A 21,897-nucleotide genomic window follows, 5' to 3' on the forward strand; every position below is an offset into this window, starting at 1 on the left:
GGTACACCCTCTTTTTGTTTAGTAAATTTACCGCGCTATTCGTGAACGGTAAGCCTTCCTGCTGAAAGCTTTCTTTCAGTTTCAGATGATTGGTTTTGCAAATACGGGGGCAATGCATGTATCTGTTCAGCATCCTTTTTCCGTTCTTTACGCGCCCACGAGAAGAAAACATACCCAATCACTGTGCCATATACAAGTTCTTGTATAACTTTCATTACAATCCCTCCTGTTTTCTGATCCTCTAAAACAGGAATCCAATGTAAGAAATTAGGACCTGTAATATTTAGGTTAGATAATGTTCCAGCTGGCACGCAAAGTGCCATTGCCTTCATCCATGCACTTGGATCTGTATATGTCACAAATAATGGCTCATTAGCAAATATAATAAGCGCACAAGCCGGTGTTAATAACATCCCATTAGCAAACATATAACCAATCTTTTGGATATCACTTAACGTTTGATATTGTGGTAATGGATTAAATATCGGCCACCATAGCATGATTGCCATAAAAAACAACACAGCAAGAACAACTGGATGTCCAATTTGACTCTGCTTTACCGTATCAAACACAAGCGGTAAATGATACATAGAAAAAAAACCGTTAAACATCAATAAGGCGATAATAGGATTTGCCCATATGCGTAACATCATCCGAATAAATCGAAGTGATGTTATATATTCAAACAACCAATTTGGTAAGCCAAGTAACAATAATGGCGGTACAGCAATGTACATGATTGCCATTTCCAACATATGTGCACTAAACACAATATGCCCAAGTAAATCGATCGGACCTCCTTTAACTAAATATAAAAGGAACATTCCACTTGTAAAATAAAAGATTTTCCGTTTACTTACTTCTTCCCCATTCGGAAAACGATGTCTATACTTTCCAATAATTAAAAAATAACCAATTACAATAGCGAATATAAAAAGAAAAAAGATTGGGCTCCACAGTGCTTCAAAACCAAATATCCATAAGTTGTTCACTTTTCCTTCACCCTCCCTTTCATAAGCAAAAGGGGATTGACGAAACATTCAATCCCCCTTTCTATTTTAAATCCAAACGATTGTTGTAAAAGTTAAAATCGTTACTAATCCGACTAGTAAACCAGCATACAAGAAAAATGATGGAGCTTCATGCCCTTTATGGCTCATATGCATAAAATAATACAATTGAAAAATAACCTGTACGGCAGCTAACAATAAAATTAATGGTACCGAAAAAAGCGGACTAAATGTTTTCGGATATGCGACTGCTACAAATGCAATAACTGTTAAAAAAATCATTAATCCGAACGTAACGACTTGATGTTTCATTTCTTCCGCACTTTTTTTTCTGCGATAAGCGAGATCCACTTTAGGATTGTTTATATTTGTTTGTTTTATCGCCATTGTTTATCCCACCATTCCCATTAAGTATACTACAGTGAAAATAAACACCCAAACTACGTCAATAAAATGCCAGTAAATTGATGCGACGTAAAACTTCGGAGCATTATATAAATTCAAACCACGCTTCGCATTACGGAGCACTAGAGTTAAAATCCACAGTAATCCAAATAAAACGTGTAACCCATGCGTACCAACTAACGCATAAAACGCAGATCCAAATGCACTACTTTTTATAGTATGCTTAAATTCATGAGTATAATGATTAAACTCATAAATCTCAAAACCTAAAAAGCCAATCCCAAGCAATGTTGTAATAATAAGCCAAAACTGCATTTGTTTAAAATTAAAATTCTTCATATGATACATTGCATATACGCTCGTTAAACTACTCGTTAAAAGAAGCATTGTCATAATAAACACAAGTGGCATTTGAAACATTTCTTGTGACGTCGGTCCACCGTTTGTTGAATTTTTCAGTGCTAAATATGTTCCAAACAAGGAAGCAAACAGTACCGTTTCGCCTCCTAGAAATAACCAAAATCCAATGAATTTATTCTTCCCTTCGAGGGTTGCTTTTTCAGGCTCTGCTGGAAAGGTTTCATTTGTTAATTTTTCCTCTGCATGCATTACGCCTTCCCCCCTTTATCATCTAAATCTTCTTTATGAATATGGTATCCATGATCATCAATTACAGATCGGAAGAACATCGCTCCAAACGTAATAATAAGACCAACGATCGCTACCATTAACCACATTTTCTCTTTCCCACCCTGCATATACATCGCTCCAAATGCTGCGATAAATAGGCCTAAAGAGATAACAAACGGTAAGAAAGATGAGTTTGGCATATGAATATCACCAATCGGCTCTGCTGGTGTGATTTCATTTTTCCCTTCCCGTTTTTCAATCCATAATGGATCTAATCCACGCACAAACGGTAATTGCTTGAAGTTATATTCAGGTGTCGGCGCAGGAATTGCCCATTCTAACGTACGACCATCCCATGGATCGCGTCCAGCTTGTTTTTTTGAAAAAGATGTTTTTACAACATTAACCAAAAGCACAATTGTTCCAAGAGCCATAAATACTGCGCCTATTGAACTAATTAAGTTACCAGTTTCTAATCCTTGTCCTGGCAAATACGTAAAATATCGGCGCGGCATACCGATTAAACCAAGGAAGTGCTGAATAAAGAACGTTAAATGGAAACCAATAAAGAACAACCAAAACGTAATTTTACCAAGTGTCTCATCCAAGATTTTATTAAACATAAGCGGCCAATAGTAATGAGCCCCCGCAAATAATCCAAACACAACTCCACCGACAATTACGTAATGGAAGTGAGCGACAACAAAGTAATTGTCATGAAATTGATAATCAGCAGGAGCAGATGCAAGCATAACCCCTGTCACACCACCCATAACGAACGATGGAATGAAAGCAACAGCCCACATCATTGGTGTTGTAAAGCGAATACTTCCACCCCACATCGTAAAGAGCCAGTTGAAAATTTTAATACCTGTCGGAACAGCAATTGCCATTGTAGCCACAGAAAAAATGGCATTCGCTACCGGGCCAAGACCCACTGTGAACATATGATGCGCCCACACCATGAATCCTAAAAATCCAATTAATACCGTTGCAAATACCATAGATGAATATCCGAATAATCGTTTTTTAGAGAATGTCGCGAAGATTTCTGAGAATATTCCGAAAACAGGGAGTATAAGAATGTATACTTCTGGATGACCGAAAATCCAAAATAAATGCTCCCATATAATCGTATTTCCTCCTAAAGCAGGATTAAAAAAGCTTGTTCCAAATAAACGATCTAACATTAATAAAGCTAAACCGACTGTAAGTGGCGGGAATGCAAATAAAATAAGTGCGGAAGTTACAAACGTCGTCCATGTAAACATCGGCATACGCATATATGTCATTCCAGGTGCACGCATATTAATAATGGTAACTAGAAAGTTAATTCCACCTATTAATGTTCCAATACCTGAAATTTGCAAGCCGAGAACATAGAAATCGATGCCGTGTCCTTTTGAGGCGAGTGATAACGATGCATATGATGTCCATCCTGCATCAGGTGCCCCGCCTAAAAACCAACTTAAATTTAAAAATACGCCCCCAAAGAAAAATAGCCAAAATCCAAGCGAGTTTAAAAATGGAAACGCAACGTCTCGTGCACCAATTTGAAGTGGTACAGCTGCATTCATCATCGCAAATACAAGCGGCATTGCTGCTAAGAAAATCATTGTTGTTCCGTGCATCGTTAACACTTGGTTGTACGTATCTCCAACAAGAAAATCATTGTTTGGAAATGCTAGCTGATACCGAATAAATATTGCTTCTATTCCACCAATGATAAAAAATAACCCACCTGCAATTAAATAGAGAATGGCAATCTTTTTATGGTCTACTGTCGTTAAATAATCCCAAATTACAGAGCCCACTCCCTGTTTTTTTGCTACAGAACTCACGTTTTCTACCTCCCCTTCGCAAATAGTTTCTCTTTACTTTTCAACTTTTAATGTTTTCAAGTAAGCATTTAATGCCTCTACTTGATCATCAGTAAGATTACCGTATTTTCCAGTCATTTTATTTCCTGGTTTCATGCTCTCAGGGTTTTTTAACCATTTTTTTACATTTTCTTCATTATTTTCAGCAATTCCCGCAACCATATCTCGATCTGCGAAATTTGCTAAATTGGGTGCGATACGTGCAGAAGGTGGTCTGCTATCATTGGATCCAGTAGCATGACAACCCACACAACTCTTTTCAAAAATTTGTTTACCTTCCTGCGCTTGCGTAGAAGCAACAGCTTTCTTACCATCCAACTCTTTCATACTAGCAATCCATTTTTTGTACTCGCTTTCACTAACAGCTTTCACTTTAAACTGCATTAAAGCATGAGATGGACCACAAAATTCTGCACAAAAACCATTATATGTGCCCGATTTATCTGCTTTAATCCACATTTTGTTCGCATTATCTGGATTTGTATCCATTTTTCCAGCTAATGATGGTACCCAAAATGAGTGTTTAATATCAGAGCCTTTTAAATTTAAATACACTTTTTTACCTGTAGGGATGACTAAATCTTGCGAAGTTGCTAATTTTTCAGTATTGTAAGAAAATTCCCACCAATAAAGATTCGCTGTTACATCAACAACGATTGTGTCTTTATCAATATTCTTTTTCTCCATCGCACTAACGTCAGCAAGTTTAAACGTATATGTAACAGTAGGGACAGCCAATACCAATAGAAGTAAAATTGGAATGACTGTCCATATAATTTCTAGCTTGTGATTCCCTTCTACTTGCTTCGGAATATAATTTTCCTGGCCCTCTCTTTGACGAAAACGCACAATTACATACAAGAAAATAATTGTAACAACAAGAACGACACCTATCATGATTGCACTGGCTAATAACAATAAATCATATTGCATTTTTGCTACTTCACCTTGTGGAATCAAAGTAGATTGAAAGGCTTTACCGCATCCCCCTAACAGTAAAGCCACTAGTGAAACGAGCGAAAGCAATCGCCACTGTTTCTTCATGCAAACAACCCCCACTTTCTTTGTTAATTAGATTGTACTTTATAGTAAGTAAAGTAAATCTCAACGTAAAGAAATCCCCTCATGTAGTTGTCTTAGAAGAAAGTTACAACAATCATTAAAACAAATAAGATTGTTAAGTAATTTAAGGAGTATACAAACATTTGCACGGACCATTTGATGTCGTCTTTCTTGCGGAAGCCATAAAACCCTAACACGATCCAGCCGATGTTAAGCACTGTTGCAATTACCATAAATGTTACTCCAAGTGCACTCATATAAAATGGCAGTGGTAATAAGCATACTGTCCAAATCATAATTTGACGTTTTGTAATATCAAATCCATGCGCAACAGGAAGCATTGGAATACCTGCATTGCGATATTCTTCAACACGTTTCATCGCAAGTGCGAGGAAATGTGGAATTTGCCAAATAAACATAATTAAGAATAGCATCCAAGGAATAGGGTGACTCAAGCTTGGATCAATAGCCGCCCAACCAATTAAAGGCGGAACTGCACCTGATACACTTCCTACTACTGTGTTTAACGTATATTTTCGCTTTGTCCATAACGAATACAGAACAACATACGTAAAGAAACCAATAAAACCAATAAATGCTGCCATCGGTGTTGTAAATAGCAAAAATACAAAACCCAAAAGCGAAATTGTAATCCCTAATGTTAATGCGAATCCTGGTTTATATTTTCCTGTTACTGTTGGACGATTTTTTGTTCGTTCCATTAAATGATCAATATCTCGGTCAATATAATTATTTAAGCTACATGCCCCCGCCATAATTAATGCAGAGCCGACGATTGTAAAAAATATTTTATCTAGATGGTCCATAACATTCAATCCATTGAAATGTAGAGCTAACCAAAATCCTGTAAATACAGTAAGTGTATTTGAATTTACAATCCCCATCTTAACGAGCGCTAATAAATCTTGTACACGTGTTGTTTCCGGTACATTTGTTATAGCTGACTCATCATGCAGTTCACTTGTTGCATGGCTCATCACTTTAACCCCCTCTTAAAACTTCCATCTTTCTTTTGCCTATTTACTTAAAATAAAACATCGTGGTTTTATATAGCAATATTATTACTGTAGAAATGTTGTTTTGTGGTTTTACTATTAATATACACTTCTCGCTCGAATATATTAAAACATATTTCATGAAGAAATTGTGAAGAAAACATGAACTTTTTGTGTCTATGACTGAAAAAGTTTTCCTACTACTTCATCAATCATAGAACGTATTTCTCTTTTATAATAAACTATTTTGTCAAATTCCGCATGTATTTCGATGTATTTATTTATAAAACTCACTACTTTTTTGTTAGAATCAGTAATTTATGTTCTAAATTTCAGTATTTTTTCACCTTCGCTTCACACTTTCTGTCCCCTTTGCTATTTTATCAGATTTTATATATCATAGGACTGTAGTGCATTTCTGTTTCTATAACATTTATCCGGCTATTTGCGGGCAGTAACCTCCCCGACTCTGGATTCTAAGGAAACAAAGAGAATAAAGAACTGTTGGCATGCGCCCGATTGGTTTAAGATCCCTCAATAGGGGATGCAACAAGTCACTGAGGGATGTTGAACTTTATTTCATTAAAATATTGCACAATAACTTTGAAATTGAAAGCTGGTGAAAAGAATTGCAACGCTTTATAAAATGGTTAGCAGTCCTTACAAGTCTTGATTTATTATTCGTTCTACTTGGCGGTGCATTAGTTACTAAAACTGGCTCTGGACAAGGCTGTGGTAAATCTTGGCCGCTATGTAATGGAGAATTTGTTCCTTCGCATTTATCGATGGAAACAATTATTGAGCTGAGTCATCGCCTTACTTCAGGTTCTGCAGGAATTCTCGTTACACTACTATGTATCTTATCTTGGAAATACTATGGACACGTTCGTGAAACAAAAGCACTTGCCATTCTATCTTTCATATTTTTAATAGCACAAGCGCTCATGGGTGCTGCTGCGGTTGTATGGGGGCAAGTTCCAGCTGTATTAGCAATTCATTTCGGTATTTCCCTTATTTCGTTTGCTGCTGTTATTTTATTAACACTTCTCATCTTTGAAATCGATAAGAAATTTGATGCCTATTCACTTGTTATTGATAAGAAGATGAAGTTTCACATTTACGGTGTAACAATTTACAGTTACCTTGTTGTCTATACAGGAGCATTAGTACGGCATGAGCACGCAAGCTTGGCCTGTCCGATTTTCCCATTATGCAGTAAAAACAGCCCTCTACCCACGCAATATCATGAATGGGTACAAATGGGGCATCGGATTGCTGCTATGTTAATTTTCGCTTGGATTTTATATGCCATGATGATAGCTATTAGGCATTATAAACAACAAAAGGTTATATGTTATGGGTGGATTACAGCTTTTATTCTTGTCACATGTCAAGCAATCGTTGGTATTTTAGTTGTATACACAGACGCGAGCTTAGCAATGTCCCTTCTGCATTCACTCTTTATTTCATGCTTATTTGCTGTATTGTGCTATTTAGCTATGCTAGGAACACGCAGTAAAACAAACAGAAATAAAACAGAAATAAATCGTAATATTAAACAAACGAAACTATCATAATAACTTGTCTCTTCCAACAAGTTATTATTTTTAAAAAGCAAAAAGAGCTGCACAAAAGCAGCTCTTTTTTATTTTCATAATACGAGTGATAGCTTCATTTTATTGCTCTAATTCAATCAGCAAATCACCCGTTTGAATTGCCTCTCCATCTTTCACATACACTTTTTTCACCGTACCAGTAAATGGAGCTTGTACAGTTGTTTCCATTTTCATCGCTTCTGTAATTGCCATGGAATCACCTTTTTTCACTTGCTCGCCTTCACTTACTACTACTTTGATTACAGTTCCTGGCATTGTTGCGTTAATATGGTTTGGATTTTCACGATTTCCTTTCACTCGCTGCGAAACCGTCGCTTTCACACTTTCATCTTTTATAACAATTTCACGAGGTTGTCCATTAAATTCAAAATAGACAACACGTGTACCATCTAATTGTGGTTCTCCAATCGAAATTAATTTCACAATTAACGTTTTACCACGTTCGATTTCTACACTAATTTCTTCACCAAGTTTCATTCCATAGAAGAATGTCGGTGTGTCAAGAACAGAAATATCTCCATATTGCTCTGTAGTTTTTTGATAATCCATAAATACTTTCGGATATAACGCATACGCTACAATATCAAACATCGTTACTATACGACCGAGCTTATGGAATAACTCTTCTTTTAATGCTTCAAAATCGATCGGTTCTAGCAATTCACCTGGTCTTACTGTTAAAGGCTCTTTACCTTTTAGTATAATTCCTTGTAGCTCTTTCGGAAAACCACCATACGGTTGTCCAAGATCACCAGAAAACATTTCTACAACTGACCCTGGGAAATCTAATGCATGACCACGTTCATAAATATCTTTCTCTGTTAAATGATTTTGTACCATAAATAGAGCCATATCACCGACTACTTTTGATGATGGAGTTACTTTAACGATATCACCGAACATATCATTAACGCGGCGATACATCACTTTCACTTCATCGAATCGATCTCCTAATCCGACAGCTTTTGCTTGTTGCTGTAGATTACTATATTGACCGCCTGGCATTTCATGCATATACACTTCTGTATGCGGTGCATTCATCCCACTTTCAAAGGAGGAATAATATTTACGAACATCTTCCCAATAATGAGAGAGCTTCTCTAGAGATTCCACATCCACATTCGGCTGTCTTTCATTTCCTTCTAATGCATAGAATAACGTATTAGCGCTCGGCTGAGATGTTAGACCTGCCATAGAGCTTACCGCAACGTCTACAATATCCACTCCAGCTTCAATCGCTTTTGCATATGTTAATACACCGTTTCCACTCGTATCATGCGTATGAAGATGCACTGGAATCGATACCGTCTCTTTTAATGCGGACACTAAATCGTATGCTGCGTTCGGCTTTAATAAGCCTGCCATATCTTTAATCCCTAAAATATGAGCACCAGATGCTTCTAACTCTTTCGCCAAATTTTTGTAGTAATTTAAATCATATTTACTGCGCATTGGATCATGGATATCGCCTGTGTAACACATTGTTGCCTCTGCAATTTTACCGCTTTGACGCACAGCATCAATTGCAACGCGCATACCTTCCACCCAGTTTAAGCTATCAAAAATACGGAATACATCAATGCCAGCCTGTGCAGAACACTCTACAAACTTTTGAATTAAGTTATCTGGATAGTTTTTATATCCTACTGCATTTGATGCACGAAGAAGCATTTGGAATAATACATTTGGCATACCCTCACGTAATTGTAATAAACGTTCCCATGGATCTTCTTTTAAGAAACGATACGCGACATCAAATGTTGCTCCGCCCCACATTTCTGCCGAAAATAGATTCGGTAACATTCTTGCTGTTGGTTCAGCAATTTGTTTCAGCTCTTGTGTACGAATACGTGTTGCTAATAACGACTGATGTGCATCACGGAATGTAGTATCAGTTAATAAAACTTGTTTTTGTTCTTGAACCCATTTTACTAATCCATCAGCTCCGCGCTCATCTAAAATTTGCTTTGTACCAGTTTGGATTGGTTCAGAATGTTTTATATTCGGAATGCGCGATTCGGCAAAAATCGGTTTTTCTTGTTTTCCTACTCCAGGGAATCCATTTACCGTTACCGTGCCAATATACGATAGCATTTTTGTACCACGGTCTTTTCGTTTTGGAAATACGAATAGTTCCGGCGAGGAATCGATAAACGATGTATCATATTCTCCTGATAAAAAGTTCTGGTTCTTTACAACATTTGCCAAAAACGGAATATTTGTTTTAATACCACGAATACGGAATTCCTTTAAGTTACGTTCCATTTTAGACGCTGCTTGTTCAAATGTTAATGCCCAAGTTGTTACTTTTACAAGTAAAGAGTCGTAATATGGTGTAATAACTGCACCTTGAAAGCTATTTCCTGTATCTAAACGAACCCCAAAACCGCCACCAGAACGATACGCCATAATTTTCCCTGTATCTGGCATAAAATTATTAAGCGGATCTTCTGTTGTCACGCGAGATTGAATTGCAAATCCATGTGTAATGATATCTTCTTGTTTTGGAATACTTACTTTTTCACTATGTAAAGCATATCCGTCAGCAATTAAAATTTGTGATTGAACGATGTCAATACCTGTAATCATTTCTGTAATTGTATGTTCCACTTGGACACGTGGATTCACTTCAATAAAATAGAATTCATTTCCTTTTACAAGAAACTCAACTGTTCCTGCATTCACATAATTAACATTTTTCGTTAATTGAACTGCAGCCTCACAAATACGATTGCGCAGTTCAGCAGAAAGAGACACACTTGGTGCTACTTCTACAACTTTTTGATGTCGTCGCTGTACAGAACAATCACGCTCATATAAATGAACAATATTTCCATGTTCATCTGCTAATATTTGTACTTCAATATGCTTTGGATTTTCAACAAATTTTTCAACATATACTTCATCGTTTCCAAATGCTGCTTTCGCCTCGGATTTCGCACGATCATACGCTTCCTTTAATTCCTCTTCACTACGTACAATCCGCATCCCGCGGCCGCCACCACCAAGAGCTGCTTTAATGATAATTGGGTAATCATACTTTTTTGCAAAATCGGCTACTTCGTTAAGCTCTTTTACAGGGCCATCACTACCAGGAATGATCGGGATATTTGCCAGTTGAGCTTGCGTTCTTGCCTTTACTTTATCCCCAAACATGTCTAAATGCTTACTCTTTGGACCAATAAAAACAATACCTTCATCTTCGCAACGTTTTGCAAATTGGATATTTTCTGATAAAAAGCCGTATCCTGGGTGAATTGCATCCACATTATTGCTTTTTGCAATTTCAATAATACCTTCAATATCAAGATATGCATCAATTGGTTTTTTTCCTTCGCCTACCAAATACGCTTCATCTGCTTTATAGCGATGATATGAACCGCTATCTTCTTTCGAGTAAATCGCAACTGTGCGTAGTCCTAATTCTGTACAAGCACGAAACACACGAATCGCAATTTCTCCGCGGTTCGCTACTAATACTTTTTGAATACGTTGCAGCTTTTTCATGATTTTCCCCCTCTATTTTCCTACCATTCATAACACCATAAGTTTGTCCCGCTTTAGTGGGAGTAAGTATATCACTTCCAACAGTACTTTTTCACTGCGTGCAAGCTTCACTTTATTTTTGTTCATCATACCTTATTTTTTGACAAACGCTAAGCATTCTGTCCAATTTGTCTCACAAAATTAGTATAGCATAAAATAAAGGAAGCAACCATCTTTTTTGTAGAACACATTCAACTAAATATGACATACTCTTTATTGTAAAACCACAAAATAATCATCCTTTTTTTGAATCTATACAAATAAAAGAAGCTTTGTACAAGTGTACAAAGCTTCTTTTATTTTACAACAACAAGATGTCTCTCTTGTTTAGGTTGTTGTTGTTGTTGTTGTTCTCGCTCTTGCTGTTCTCTTTTTTCTTGTTGTTTCACAAAACTAGCTACATTTAATAAAATTCCCATAGCTGCTAAGGTTGACACTAAAGAAGTACCACCAAAACTAACAAATGGTAAAGGCACACCGGTAAGTGGCATAACTCCCGTAATCCCACCTAAGTTTACTATAGCTTGCACTCCAATCATACTGCCAATTCCAATTGCAAGTAAACTCCCAAAAGGATCTTTACATTTTTGTGCAATTCGAAAAGCACGAACGACAATAACTAGTAAACCTATTAAAATAATTGCCACCCCAACAAATCCTAGTTCCTCAGATACAATTGCCATAATGAAGTCTGTATGTGGCTCTGGTAAATACCCATACTTTTGAATACTATTTCCTAATCCTCTACCAATTACACCACCAGAAGCTATTCCAACAAACGAATTAATTAATTGAAATCCCTTCCCTTGGGCATCTCCAAACGGATTCCAAAACGTAGTGAACCGTGCAATTTGAACAGGCGTTAAAACATTTTGTCCTATAAAATATCCAAGCGGGATCCATATAATAGATGTAAGAGCAATTCGTTTTATCCAAACTTGAAAGGGTATCCCTGAACAGAACGTCATAATTCCAATCGTTGAGATAATTAATAATGTTGTCCCTAAGTCAGGCTGTTTTAAAATTAAATAAATTGTAATCAATAAAAAACTAAACACTCGGCCAGCACCATGCCAAATCGGTCCATCTGTCGCTTGTTTTTTTGCATAAAAACGCGCTAATACAATGATGATCCCTACTTTAACAAACTCCGATGGCTGTACACCAAACACCCACGATTTCGCATGATTCACAACAGTTCCCCATTTTAAAACAATTAGTAACATTCCAATGCTAGCAACAACGATTAAAACAGTAATTATACGCTTTCGCCATACTTGAAAGGGAACAAACATAACAATAAGCAAACCAATTGTCCCGACGAACATCGCTTTTAACTGTGACAGAAAAAAGTGATTGCTCGTCCATCCGTATTTCGGATAATATTTTGTAATTGCAACAATAGAACTGGCACTATACACCATAATAACGCCGAGCACACATACGATAACAAGAGGAAGCACTAAAGAATAATCTATGGACTTCCAGACTCTTTTCATTCAAAATCCTCTTTCTCTCTTCTTTTTTACAATTGTATTCCATATGTATTAGCATTCTTCCTGCTTTGCAGGAAAAATCATTTTTTCCACAAAAAAAGCTCAAACTGATTCGGTTTGAGCTCCTTATTTGAACCAGCTATTATTGTTTGTTTGTAAAAGCATCATGCAACGCCGATAGCTCGCGTTCTAATTCTCCTAAAATTTCTTTACCTTGCTCTTCCGCAACGAGACCAAGACGAACCGCAAAATCAACTTCACGGGATAAGCCAAACATTTGTGTATCGAGTACCTCTTCGTACAATGGACACTGTGGCATCGTAAGGTGGTCCATTTGCACCTTAATAAGTTTTAATATTTTCTCTGCATCAGCTTGTAGAAGGGCAAGTGCCTTTTCCTGATGATTCATTACTGTCTCAGACGCCAAATTGGTTCCCTCCATTTCCGTCCTACTCTCCTATCCTATCTATTAATATTAGCGATAGTTTTCGTAAATTGCAATAGAAACATTTTCTGTGACAATTGTTCCTAGTCCTATTATACTGAAAAGTGGGAGTATAAGACAAATGGGGGAAAAACAATGACTGAAATCTTATTTATTAACGGAAATGTCCGCTTTCCAATTACAATTGATCCAAGTGTCTGGATTTTTGATGATCGAAAAGTCGACTTAACAACATACTTTACAACTCCAAAAGAAATAACAAGTGAATTAGCACAGTATACTAAAGAAACATCTAAACATTGGGATCGTGAAATTAGAGAAGGAGCTATTTTTCCACCTATCAATAAGAGCGTTGCAAGATTTGAAAAGGAGAAAATGATTACAGGAACATTCGGTATACCATTTTTACCTTTTTTAGAAAACGCAGAGATTTCTAGCGAGGCAACACATGTAGAAATTCATACTGAATTCGATATTACAACAATTTCAATAAAGGAAGCAAAGGATGCTATTCTCGGTTTTTCTATTAAAGGGAAGCCACTAAAAGAAGACGGTCCTGTCCACCTTTATTTTGGAGATGGCTCTAATGTCAATAATCCCATTCGATATATTCGAAAGTTTACTATCGTATAAAGTGAAACTTTAATCAGTGGGGGTTTTTTTCATCCCCCACTGATTATTAGTTGAACCAATCGGGCTTTTACGGGCAGTTATCTCCCACCTAACTTCTTTGCTTTCGCCAAATTTTGAGGTGGGAGTATTACTGCCCGTTAATGCGGGATAAAGTGAAACTTTCGATGGCAAAAAGATTTACTTTACATTCACAAAGGACAAGCAAATAAGAGTGGCTTTCGCCACTCTTTCCTACAATAAATCCGCTGCAAGTTGCGCTAAATTAGAACGTTCACCTTTTACAAACTTCACATGTCCACTAATTTTTTGTTCTTTAAACTTCTCTACAACAAATGTTAAACCATTATTATATTCATCTAAATATGGATGATCAATTTGCTGTGGATCTCCCATTAAAACAATTTTGCTTCTCTCTCCGACACGCGTTAAAATTGTCTTCACTTCATGTTTCGTTAAATTTTGTGCTTCATCAATAATAATAAACTGCTCTGGAATACTACGTCCGCGAATATATGTTAGAGCTTCTACTTCAATAGAACCCATTCCCGCTAAAATTGCATCTAATTCCCCAGGCTTTTTTGTGTTAAATAAATATTCTAAATTATCATAAATCGGTTGCATCCAAGGTCTTAACTTTTCTTCTTTCTCTCCTGGTAAATATCCAATGTCTTTTCCAACTGGAACAATAGGCCTTGCCACGAGCAACTTTTTATACATTCCCAAATCTTCTGTTTGCATTAGTCCCGCAGCTAATGCTATTAATGTTTTCCCCGTTCCAGCTTTCCCTGTCAATGTTACAAGAGGAATGTCTTCACGTAACAACAATTCCATCCCCATAATTTGTTGTACATTTCGAGGACGAATTCCCCAAATCTGCTCATTTGGAAAAATAAGCTTTTTTATCTTTTTCCCAGAGTGATCAACGATCCCGAGAGCCGAACTCGATCCTCCTAAAGCATCCTTCATTACAATAAATTGATTAGGGTAAAACGGATGATTCGCAATTTCAGAAAGAGGAAGCTCTCCTTTTTCATAAAAACGGTTTAAAATCTCTTTTTGTATGTAATACTCTAAGAAGCCTGTATATATGTTTTCAACTTCCGTAACACGATCACTCAAATAATCTTCGGCTTGTAATCCTAGAGCATCAGCTTTTACTCGTACAAGCACATCCTTACTCACAAGGATGACAGATTTCCCATTTTCTTTTTCTTGCTCTTCTAATGATAAATTTTTGGCCACAGCTAAAATACGATTATCATTTGTTTTCTCTACAAAAATATCTTGTAATTGAACAAACGAACGATGATTTAGCTCAATTCGAAACGTCCCTCCATTCTCAAGAGGAATGCTGTCATGCAGTTTCCCAAGTTCGCGAAATTTATCTATTAGTTTTGATACATAGCGCGCATTTCTTCCAACTTCATCCATATAACGTTTCTTCGAATCTACTTCCTCTAACACAACAGCTGGAATGACTACATCATTATCTTCAAAAGAAAAAATAGATAACGGATCCTGCAAAAGCACATTCGTATCTAGCACATAAATTCTATTCAACCTGTTACCCCCTGACTCCACCATGAAATTTGTAGAACAAGGGTTTCATCCATAGGTATGGACGAACCATTGTTATAATTATATGTACTGTACAAACGAGATAGAATAGAAATTACTTGAAATATAAATAAAAAGGATGAACAACTTTCTTTGCTGCCCATCCTGTTTCACACATCCTTCATCGCTGATAAAACTTGGTTGTCTAATTTTTCCGCGGCGCGAAGATCGTATGTTTTTTCATATTTCGGTTCAATAGCAAGTTTCGCACCGTAAAACATTACGTCACGTACTTCTTGTACAGAAACTTCAATTAAAGTTAATTTCAGCGGAATACCTTCTATCCGCTCTGTTTTGATAATCGCTTTACCACTTATAGAATATACGGATTCATTTGCCATAACAGTAAGAACAAGCCCTGCGTGATGGCGCAAATTCTCTACAATACGAGAACGTTGATCCACTGCAAAACGAATAACTTTTTCATCCATTGCATATACCCATGAAATCGCACTTACATTTGGAACACCTTTCTCAAAATCAGTCGTTGCAATTGTCACAATACGCTCTTCACGTAACGCTTTCACTAAAGCATCTGTTAATGCTAGTTCCACTATATTTGCCATGCTTCCACCTCCATAAACTTCTATATTGATTTCGCTCTAACAGGCACTTCCTACCAGGAGACTGTAACAAACGAAGAAAAGAGGCCTGCCCACATGATTCAACTAACCATCAACAAAAATGTACATTCAACGCTAATAATAGTTTCACTTATATAATAACCTATTTTTCGAATTGCGAAAATATTATTTTTTTCTCCTATAGTTCAAAAACTTCTAAGGTCCATGATATACTAAAATAAGATAGAACTTGTGCCGAGGTGACAAAATGAGAGTCAAATGTATTCTTTGCGATAAAAAAGAAGATTTAAATGACGAAAATCCAGTAGCGAAGCGACTTCGTAATCGTCCTATTCATACATTTATGTGTAAACAATGTATAGGTCGAATTACAGAACGTACTTTAGAACGACACGCAACAGGAAATTTCCGATTATATCGTGATAAAACAGTTGAAGATGAATGGTAATTGTTAATAGGAATATCGTCTATTCGAACGCTGATAGCAATCCAATAAACATTACTATATAGTATTCCAACCGTCTAATTGTCACGCATAAATAAGCCCTTATCGAACAGGATGAGGGCTTATTTATATTTCTCCGGTTCACGGTTTATCTGTTCTAAAAAACAATCAATCAACTCAAGTGGAAACCGAACTGATTTCTTTTCTCCTTCTTTTTCATATGTAACAAAATACATATCTTCCTTTTTTTCTACTGTAACATGTTGTAACTGATGATTTTCATGTAACATATTATGAAAAAGCATATATGTTTCTTGAGCAGCTTCATCATATGGACGAGCTTCTGCTACAATTTTAATCGTTAACCAATTATATAATGCATCTTGCACAGAACGCATCTTACATTCCCCCTTTAGCCTGCTTTTGAATGTTTCGCTTGTCGCAAACGTAATTTATATATACCAAGTATAATAATCGCTACAACAAGCCCTTCTCCTACAGGCAGAAAAACAGCAAAAAAGGTTAAAATAGTGCACCCAAGTATTAGTACAGTATAAATTACTACATTCTTTAACAAAGATAATTTTCTAGCAAACCCTAAATTATAAACAATAATGCTGAATATAATAATTGTACCGTAAAGAAGCCACATTCCCACTTCTGGATTGACATCTACATTGTACAACTTCGCAAAAAATGACATTTTTTCAAGCACTACATTTCTCCCCCTTACTCACGCAGATGAATAACAACTCCTTCTATTTCATTTCCAATTTACTTACTATAAGAGTACCCTGCAAAAAAAGTACTGTCCACAAAAAAGAACAAATTTTCAAAAAATAATTACGATAAAAAAGCTGCCTTTTATTAAAAGGCAGCCCTACATTACTTAAGCTTCTACAGATTTCTTTTTCTTAGCAGCTCTTTCGCGCTCACTCTTATCAAGAATCTTTTTACGAAGACGAATTGATTCTGGAGTTACTTCACAGAACTCATCATCGTTTAAGTACTCTAATGACTCTTCTAAAGTCATTAAGCGTGGTTTTTTCATTGTTGAAGTTTGATCTTTCGTCGCAGAACGAATGTTAGTTTGTTGTTTCATTTTTACAACGTTAACTGTTAAATCATTCTCACGTGTATGTTCTCCAACAATCATACCAGCATATACTTCTGTACCTGGTTCAACGAAGATTACACCGCGATCTTCAACTTGCATAATACCGTATTGTGATGCTTTTCCTGTTTCAAGTGAAACAAGAACACCTTGGCGACGTCCACCAACTTGTCCAGCATGTACTGGTTGGTAGCAATCGAATGTATGGTTTAAAATACCATAACCACGAGTTAATGTTAGGAATTCTGTCGTGTAACCAATTAAACCACGTGCTGGAACCATGAAAGTAAGGCGAACTTGACCGTTTCCGTTATTCACCATGTCTAACATTTCACCTTTACGTGCACCCATTGATTCCATAATAGAACCAGTGTATTCTTCAGGCACATCGATTTGTACGCGCTCTACAGGCTCACATCTTACGCCATCAACTTCTTTAATAATTACTTCTGGTTTTGACACTTGTAATTCGTATCCTTCACGGCGCATGTTTTCGATTAAGATTGATAAATGTAATTCTCCGCGTCCAGATACAATCCATGCATCAGGAGATTCTGTATTATCTACACGTAAGCTCACATCTGTTTCTAACTGTGAACGAAGACGTTCTTCAATTTTACGAGATGTAATATACTTACCTTCACGACCTGCAAATGGACTGTTATTTACAAGGAATGTCATTTGTAGTGTCGGCTCATCAATACGTAATAACGGCAATGCCTCTTGATGCTCAACTGGACATACCGTTTCACCAACGTTAATGTCTTCCATACCTGAAACAGCTACTAGGTCTCCAGCTTTTGCTTCTTCAATTTCTTGACGTTTTAATCCCATGTAACCAAATAATTTTGTTACACGGAATTGTTTTACACTTCCATCAACCTTCATTAATGCAACTTGTTGTCCTACTTTCATTGTACCGCGGAATACACGACCAACTCCGATACGACCTACATAATCATTATAATCAAGAAGTGCTATTTGGAATTGAAGTGGCTCTTCACTGTTATCGATTGGTGCTGGAATATGATCAATAATTGTATCAAATAATGATTTCATATTCTCTTCTTGGTTTGCTGGATTTGAATCTAAGCTCGCTGTTCCGTTCATTGCTGAAGCAAATACAACAGGGAACTCTAATTGATTTTCGTTTGCACCAAGTTCAATGAATAAGTCGATTACTTCATCAACTACTTCGTCTGGACGAGCAAAGTCACGGTCAATTTTGTTTACAACAACGATTGGAGTTAAGTTTTGCTCAAGTGCTTTCTTTAACACAAATCGTGTTTGTGGCATACAACCTTCATATGCATCAACAACAAGTAAAACACCATCAACCATTTTCATGATACGTTCTACTTCACCACCGAAGTCAGCATGTCCAGGTGTATCTAAAATGTTAATTCTTTTATCTTCATAATGAATCGCTGTATTTTTCGCTAAAATAGTAATACCGCGTTCTCTTTCTAAATCATTTGAATCCATTGCACGTTCTTCCACGTGCTCATTTGCACGGAACGTCCCCGCTTGACGTAATAACTGGTCAACAAGTGTTGTTTTACCATGGTCAACGTGGGCGATAATTGCTATATTTCGTAAATCTTCTCGTTTTTTCAACATGTCCAACTCCTAGTGTCTTTTTAATCCTTTTCTATTATAAGAGCGAAGGGGATATAATAGCAATCAAAATAAAACCAAGAATGAAAATATAGTTGTATTCTCACTTTTGTGAAAGTACAATAAAACTGGAGGGTGAAATATATGGAACAGATTCAGTATCGTTTTTTATTAACAGCTATCATTGGTGTTATTTTTATGATTGGTATTGGAATTATGATTGCTGAGAATAGCCCAATCGGTGTTATTATTTGTATTATTGGTACGATTTTTACAATCGGATACGGATTTATAACAAAAAGAAAAATGCGTAAGCTACAATAACCACAAAAAGTAAGAAGCGATTTTCTATGCCTCTTACTTTTTTGTTTTTTCTATGGATTTTATACACCTATTGTACATATTGTAGCATCTCTTCGTACACACCTGGTCTTGCAACGAGAACGCTACTCTTCTCAATAATTTGCAGCGGCTCTCCAGTAAAAGTCGTTACTTTTCCTCCAACCTCTTCTACAATAATCTTTCCTCCGCCAAAATCCCATGGAGACAAGCGAGGTGTCACATAAGCATCTAATCGTCCTGTTGCTACATATACCATTTCAAGTGCTGCACAACCGTATGAACGTGTTCCTCTTGCTTTTTTTACAAGTTGTGCCATTTTCCTCATATCAAGACGAGAATTATCAGTAAGCCACGTAGCATTTACAGCAATAACTCCTAATGATACTTCACTCGGCTGTAATGATGGAATTTCTATTTCATTACAAAATGCTCCAATACCCTTTTTCGCATGATATAACTCATCATGAACTGGGTCATATACGAGACCAATTTTCCCAATACCATTCTCATATATGCCAATTGAAATCGCAAAATTCCGCTTTTGATGAACAAAATTCATCGTGCCATCAATTGGATCAATTAACCACAAAACTCCATCCGTTGAAGCCAACTCATCGCCATATCCTTCTTCTCCAAGAATATAGTGTTTAGGAAATGTCTCTTTAATTTTCCCAATAAAAAATTGTTCAATTTCCCGATCCATATTTGTTACTAAATCAGAGGCATTTGACTTCGTTTCAATAATAAGAGACTGCTTCATCGATGAAACAAGGTGCTGCCCCGCTTCTTTTATCCATTGTTTTGCGTATACATCAATTTCTTCCCATACCTCTTGCATTTTTAAACACTCCGATCTGTACAATTCACAGAAAAAACGAACCCTTTATAAGGTTCGCACCAACTAATTTTTTATACATACACTATTATTATGCCTCTAACCGAATCATTTCAAGTCTTAACACTTCTAATTTTTTCATACACTCTTCTTTTTTCATGTCGTCTTTTTCCATCATTGCATCATATAGCGTTGCTAATTCATAATCTAATTCTAAACGTAACACCGGAATTCTCTTCTCCGCATCTGTTCTTTTTAATGCGTTGATTACCTGTCTCATATTCGTTTGCCTCCTCCCAATATTCGCTTGCCCTCGACCTTGAATTTACTCAATTTTCTGATTTTTTTGTTTTATACTATATTATGTGGGATAAATCATCTATGCAACTAATTTGCATTTTTATCTGAAATTTTTTTATAAGCGTCTTTTTTTATGAATTGTACAGGCTATGTTAGAATAAAAACAAACTAGGAGTTGGAGGAACAACCATGACATCAAAAACTTTCAAAGAAAAGGACTTCACTGTGTTCTCTGTAGATGGTCTAGAAGAAAGAATGGCTGCAATTAAAACGAACATTCATCCGAAGTTAGAAACTCTCGGTGAACAATTTTCTCTTTTCTTAACAAATGAAACTGGTGAACCTTTTTTCTATCATGTAGCGAAACATGCACGTCGTAAAGTCAATCCACCAAACGATACTTGGGTTGCATTTTCAACAAATAAACGCGGATATAAAATGCTACCACATTTTCAAATTGGACTATGGGGGACACATGCTTTTATATACTTTGGTTTAATTTATGAGTGCCCACAAAAAATGGAAGCGGCTCATGCCTTTTTAAAACATTTAAATGATTTAAAAACGAATATACCAAATGATTTCGTTTGGTCCATTGACCATACTAAGCCTGATGTAAAATTACATAACACCCTTCAACTAGAAGAGTTACAAAAAATGATTGAGCGGTTAAGGACTGTTAAAAAAGCAGAATTATTAGTAGGAATTCATATTTCTCCAGAAGAATTTGCAAATCTTACTGATGAGCAATTCATCCAAAAAATTGAATCCACGATGCACTCGCTCCTTCCTTTATATAAAATTTGTAATCGATAAAGCAAAACGGACAATATTTGTATTGTCCGTTTTTAGTTGTTATCCCATTATAACACTTCACTTTTTATTTTTCAAAATTTTTTTACATTTTAACGATGTCTTCTTCTTGTAAATTTTTCGCCTTTTGAATTGTACGATAAATGGAATAACCACTCACTTCTTGGAATTCTTTGTCGATTTTCTTTTCTTCTGCTTTTCCTGGTACAATTTCTTTAAAATGACGATACAAACTCATCAGATTTTCTCTTTTCAACCCTTTTTCATAAGCTTGTTCAATCGCTTCATAAAATTTAATTACTACAACCATTTCTTCTGTTGACCAATCATAATTAATTGGATATTGATATTCCATAATAACACCTCGTCTATTCCAGTTCACTCTAATTTGTTCTCCTTCATTATCATACGCGAGATAAAGTGAAACTTCCACCTGTATGCTTAGTCACCAATCGTTTTCTTTACCAATCCAAAATCTTACCAATAATATT

The 21,897-nt window shown here is 36.2% G+C and carries 22 protein-coding genes; 5 read left to right on the forward strand and 17 right to left on the reverse strand.

Annotated features, from left to right (window positions below; genetic code table 11):
- Positions 1-35: 35 nt before the first annotated feature.
- From ctaG to cyoE, 6 genes are all read right to left on the reverse strand, one after another.
- Positions 36-992 carry a cytochrome c oxidase assembly factor CtaG gene (ctaG, locus tag MR076_RS15600; RefSeq protein ID WP_242222185.1) on the reverse strand — a complete coding sequence of 319 codons (957 nt, stop codon included), beginning with the start codon at positions 990-992 and terminating at the stop codon, positions 36-38.
- A gap of 66 nt (positions 993-1,058) precedes the next feature.
- Positions 1,059-1,397, reverse strand: coding sequence for a cytochrome c oxidase subunit IVB (ctaF, locus tag MR076_RS15605; RefSeq protein ID WP_242222121.1), 339 nt, complete (start codon positions 1,395-1,397; stop codon positions 1,059-1,061).
- A 3-nt stretch (positions 1,398-1,400) separates the two neighbouring features.
- A complete protein-coding gene (locus MR076_RS15610) occupies positions 1,401-2,024 on the reverse strand; it encodes a cytochrome (ubi)quinol oxidase subunit III (protein ID WP_242222122.1) in 624 nt (207 codons plus the stop codon).
- Complete coding sequence (gene ctaD, locus MR076_RS15615; protein WP_242222123.1) at positions 2,024-3,886, reverse strand: cytochrome c oxidase subunit I; 1,863 nt, start codon at positions 3,884-3,886, stop codon at positions 2,024-2,026. The genes MR076_RS15610 and ctaD overlap by 1 nt, the downstream gene beginning before the upstream one ends.
- 33 nt (positions 3,887-3,919) lie before the next feature.
- On the reverse strand, positions 3,920-4,969 hold the full coding sequence (gene coxB / locus MR076_RS15620) for a cytochrome c oxidase subunit II (protein ID WP_242222124.1): 1,050 nt from the start codon (positions 4,967-4,969) through the stop codon (positions 3,920-3,922).
- Positions 4,970-5,061: 92 nt separating this feature from the next.
- Entirely contained in the window at positions 5,062-5,985 is a 924-nt protein-coding gene (gene cyoE / locus MR076_RS15625) for a heme o synthase (protein ID WP_242222125.1), read from the reverse strand.
- A gap of 647 nt (positions 5,986-6,632) precedes the next feature.
- On the opposite strand from cyoE, the gene MR076_RS15630 reads away from it, so the two are divergent.
- Complete coding sequence (locus tag MR076_RS15630; RefSeq protein ID WP_242222126.1) at positions 6,633-7,580, forward strand: COX15/CtaA family protein; 948 nt, start codon at positions 6,633-6,635, stop codon at positions 7,578-7,580.
- A 99-nt stretch (positions 7,581-7,679) separates the two neighbouring features.
- On the opposite strand, the gene pyc is transcribed toward MR076_RS15630, so the two are convergent.
- From pyc to MR076_RS15645, 3 genes are all read right to left on the reverse strand, one after another.
- Positions 7,680-11,126, reverse strand: coding sequence for a pyruvate carboxylase (pyc, locus tag MR076_RS15635; protein WP_242222127.1), 3,447 nt, complete (start codon positions 11,124-11,126; stop codon positions 7,680-7,682).
- Between the two features lie 335 nt (positions 11,127-11,461).
- Positions 11,462-12,664 carry an FtsW/RodA/SpoVE family cell cycle protein gene (locus tag MR076_RS15640; RefSeq protein WP_242222128.1) on the reverse strand — a complete coding sequence of 401 codons (1,203 nt, stop codon included), beginning with the start codon at positions 12,662-12,664 and terminating at the stop codon, positions 11,462-11,464.
- Between the two features lie 139 nt (positions 12,665-12,803).
- Positions 12,804-13,088 carry an Fpa/YlaN family protein gene (locus MR076_RS15645; RefSeq protein ID WP_242222129.1) on the reverse strand — a complete coding sequence of 95 codons (285 nt, stop codon included), beginning with the start codon at positions 13,086-13,088 and terminating at the stop codon, positions 12,804-12,806.
- Positions 13,089-13,241: 153 nt separating this feature from the next.
- Here MR076_RS15645 and MR076_RS15650 point away from each other — a divergent pair, with 153 nt between their 5' ends.
- Positions 13,242-13,739, forward strand: coding sequence for a molybdopterin-binding protein (locus tag MR076_RS15650; RefSeq protein WP_242222130.1), 498 nt, complete (start codon positions 13,242-13,244; stop codon positions 13,737-13,739).
- 231 nt (positions 13,740-13,970) lie between these two features.
- Here MR076_RS15650 and MR076_RS15655 read toward each other — a convergent pair whose 3' ends face one another.
- Together MR076_RS15655 and MR076_RS15660 are read right to left on the reverse strand one after the other, a co-directional pair.
- Positions 13,971-15,299, reverse strand: a complete 1,329-nt coding sequence (locus MR076_RS15655) for a PhoH family protein (RefSeq protein WP_242222131.1) — start codon at positions 15,297-15,299, stop codon at positions 13,971-13,973.
- A 167-nt stretch (positions 15,300-15,466) separates the two neighbouring features.
- Complete coding sequence (locus MR076_RS15660) at positions 15,467-15,922, reverse strand: pyridoxamine 5'-phosphate oxidase family protein (RefSeq protein ID WP_242222132.1); 456 nt, start codon at positions 15,920-15,922, stop codon at positions 15,467-15,469.
- Positions 15,923-16,187: 265 nt separating this feature from the next.
- Between MR076_RS15660 and MR076_RS15665 the strand changes: the two genes are divergently transcribed.
- Positions 16,188-16,388 carry a YlaI family protein gene (locus MR076_RS15665; RefSeq protein WP_242222134.1) on the forward strand — a complete coding sequence of 67 codons (201 nt, stop codon included), beginning with the start codon at positions 16,188-16,190 and terminating at the stop codon, positions 16,386-16,388.
- Between the two features lie 119 nt (positions 16,389-16,507).
- On the opposite strand, the gene MR076_RS15670 is transcribed toward MR076_RS15665, so the two are convergent.
- The 3 genes from MR076_RS15670 to typA all read right to left on the reverse strand — a co-directional run bounded on the left by MR076_RS15670 (position 16,508) and on the right by typA (position 19,119).
- Positions 16,508-16,783 (reverse strand): hypothetical protein, encoded by a 276-nt coding sequence (locus MR076_RS15670; RefSeq protein WP_242222137.1) that lies wholly within the window; start codon positions 16,781-16,783, stop codon positions 16,508-16,510.
- Positions 16,784-16,797: 14 nt separating this feature from the next.
- Positions 16,798-17,100 carry a YlaH-like family protein gene (locus MR076_RS15675; protein ID WP_242222138.1) on the reverse strand — a complete coding sequence of 101 codons (303 nt, stop codon included), beginning with the start codon at positions 17,098-17,100 and terminating at the stop codon, positions 16,798-16,800.
- 174 nt (positions 17,101-17,274) lie between these two features.
- The gene (gene typA, locus MR076_RS15680) at positions 17,275-19,119 is read right to left on the reverse strand and encodes a translational GTPase TypA (RefSeq protein WP_242222140.1); all 1,845 of its coding nucleotides are present in this window, start codon (positions 19,117-19,119) and stop codon (positions 17,275-17,277) included.
- Positions 19,120-19,260: 141 nt separating this feature from the next.
- Here typA and MR076_RS15685 point away from each other — a divergent pair, with 141 nt between their 5' ends.
- The gene (locus tag MR076_RS15685; RefSeq protein WP_035429202.1) at positions 19,261-19,440 is read left to right on the forward strand and encodes a DUF5325 family protein; all 180 of its coding nucleotides are present in this window, start codon (positions 19,261-19,263) and stop codon (positions 19,438-19,440) included.
- Between the two features lie 67 nt (positions 19,441-19,507).
- On the opposite strand, the gene MR076_RS15690 is transcribed toward MR076_RS15685, so the two are convergent.
- Both MR076_RS15690 and MR076_RS15695 read right to left on the reverse strand, forming a co-directional pair.
- Positions 19,508-20,296 carry an inositol monophosphatase family protein gene (locus MR076_RS15690; protein ID WP_242222142.1) on the reverse strand — a complete coding sequence of 263 codons (789 nt, stop codon included), beginning with the start codon at positions 20,294-20,296 and terminating at the stop codon, positions 19,508-19,510.
- An 88-nt stretch (positions 20,297-20,384) separates the two neighbouring features.
- Entirely contained in the window at positions 20,385-20,573 is a 189-nt protein-coding gene (locus tag MR076_RS15695) for a hypothetical protein (protein ID WP_020059298.1), read from the reverse strand.
- A 209-nt stretch (positions 20,574-20,782) separates the two neighbouring features.
- Between MR076_RS15695 and MR076_RS15700 the strand changes: the two genes are divergently transcribed.
- Positions 20,783-21,409 carry a YktB family protein gene (locus tag MR076_RS15700; protein ID WP_242222143.1) on the forward strand — a complete coding sequence of 209 codons (627 nt, stop codon included), beginning with the start codon at positions 20,783-20,785 and terminating at the stop codon, positions 21,407-21,409.
- Between the two features lie 82 nt (positions 21,410-21,491).
- On the opposite strand, the gene MR076_RS15705 is transcribed toward MR076_RS15700, so the two are convergent.
- Positions 21,492-21,761 carry a UPF0223 family protein gene (locus MR076_RS15705; RefSeq protein WP_242222186.1) on the reverse strand — a complete coding sequence of 90 codons (270 nt, stop codon included), beginning with the start codon at positions 21,759-21,761 and terminating at the stop codon, positions 21,492-21,494.
- Between the last annotated feature and the right edge of the window lie 136 nt (positions 21,762-21,897).

Source organism: Bacillus cereus group sp. BfR-BA-01380 (assembly GCF_022663535.1).
In the GTDB taxonomy this organism is placed as follows: domain Bacteria; phylum Bacillota; class Bacilli; order Bacillales; family Bacillaceae_G; genus Bacillus_A; species Bacillus_A cereus_BB.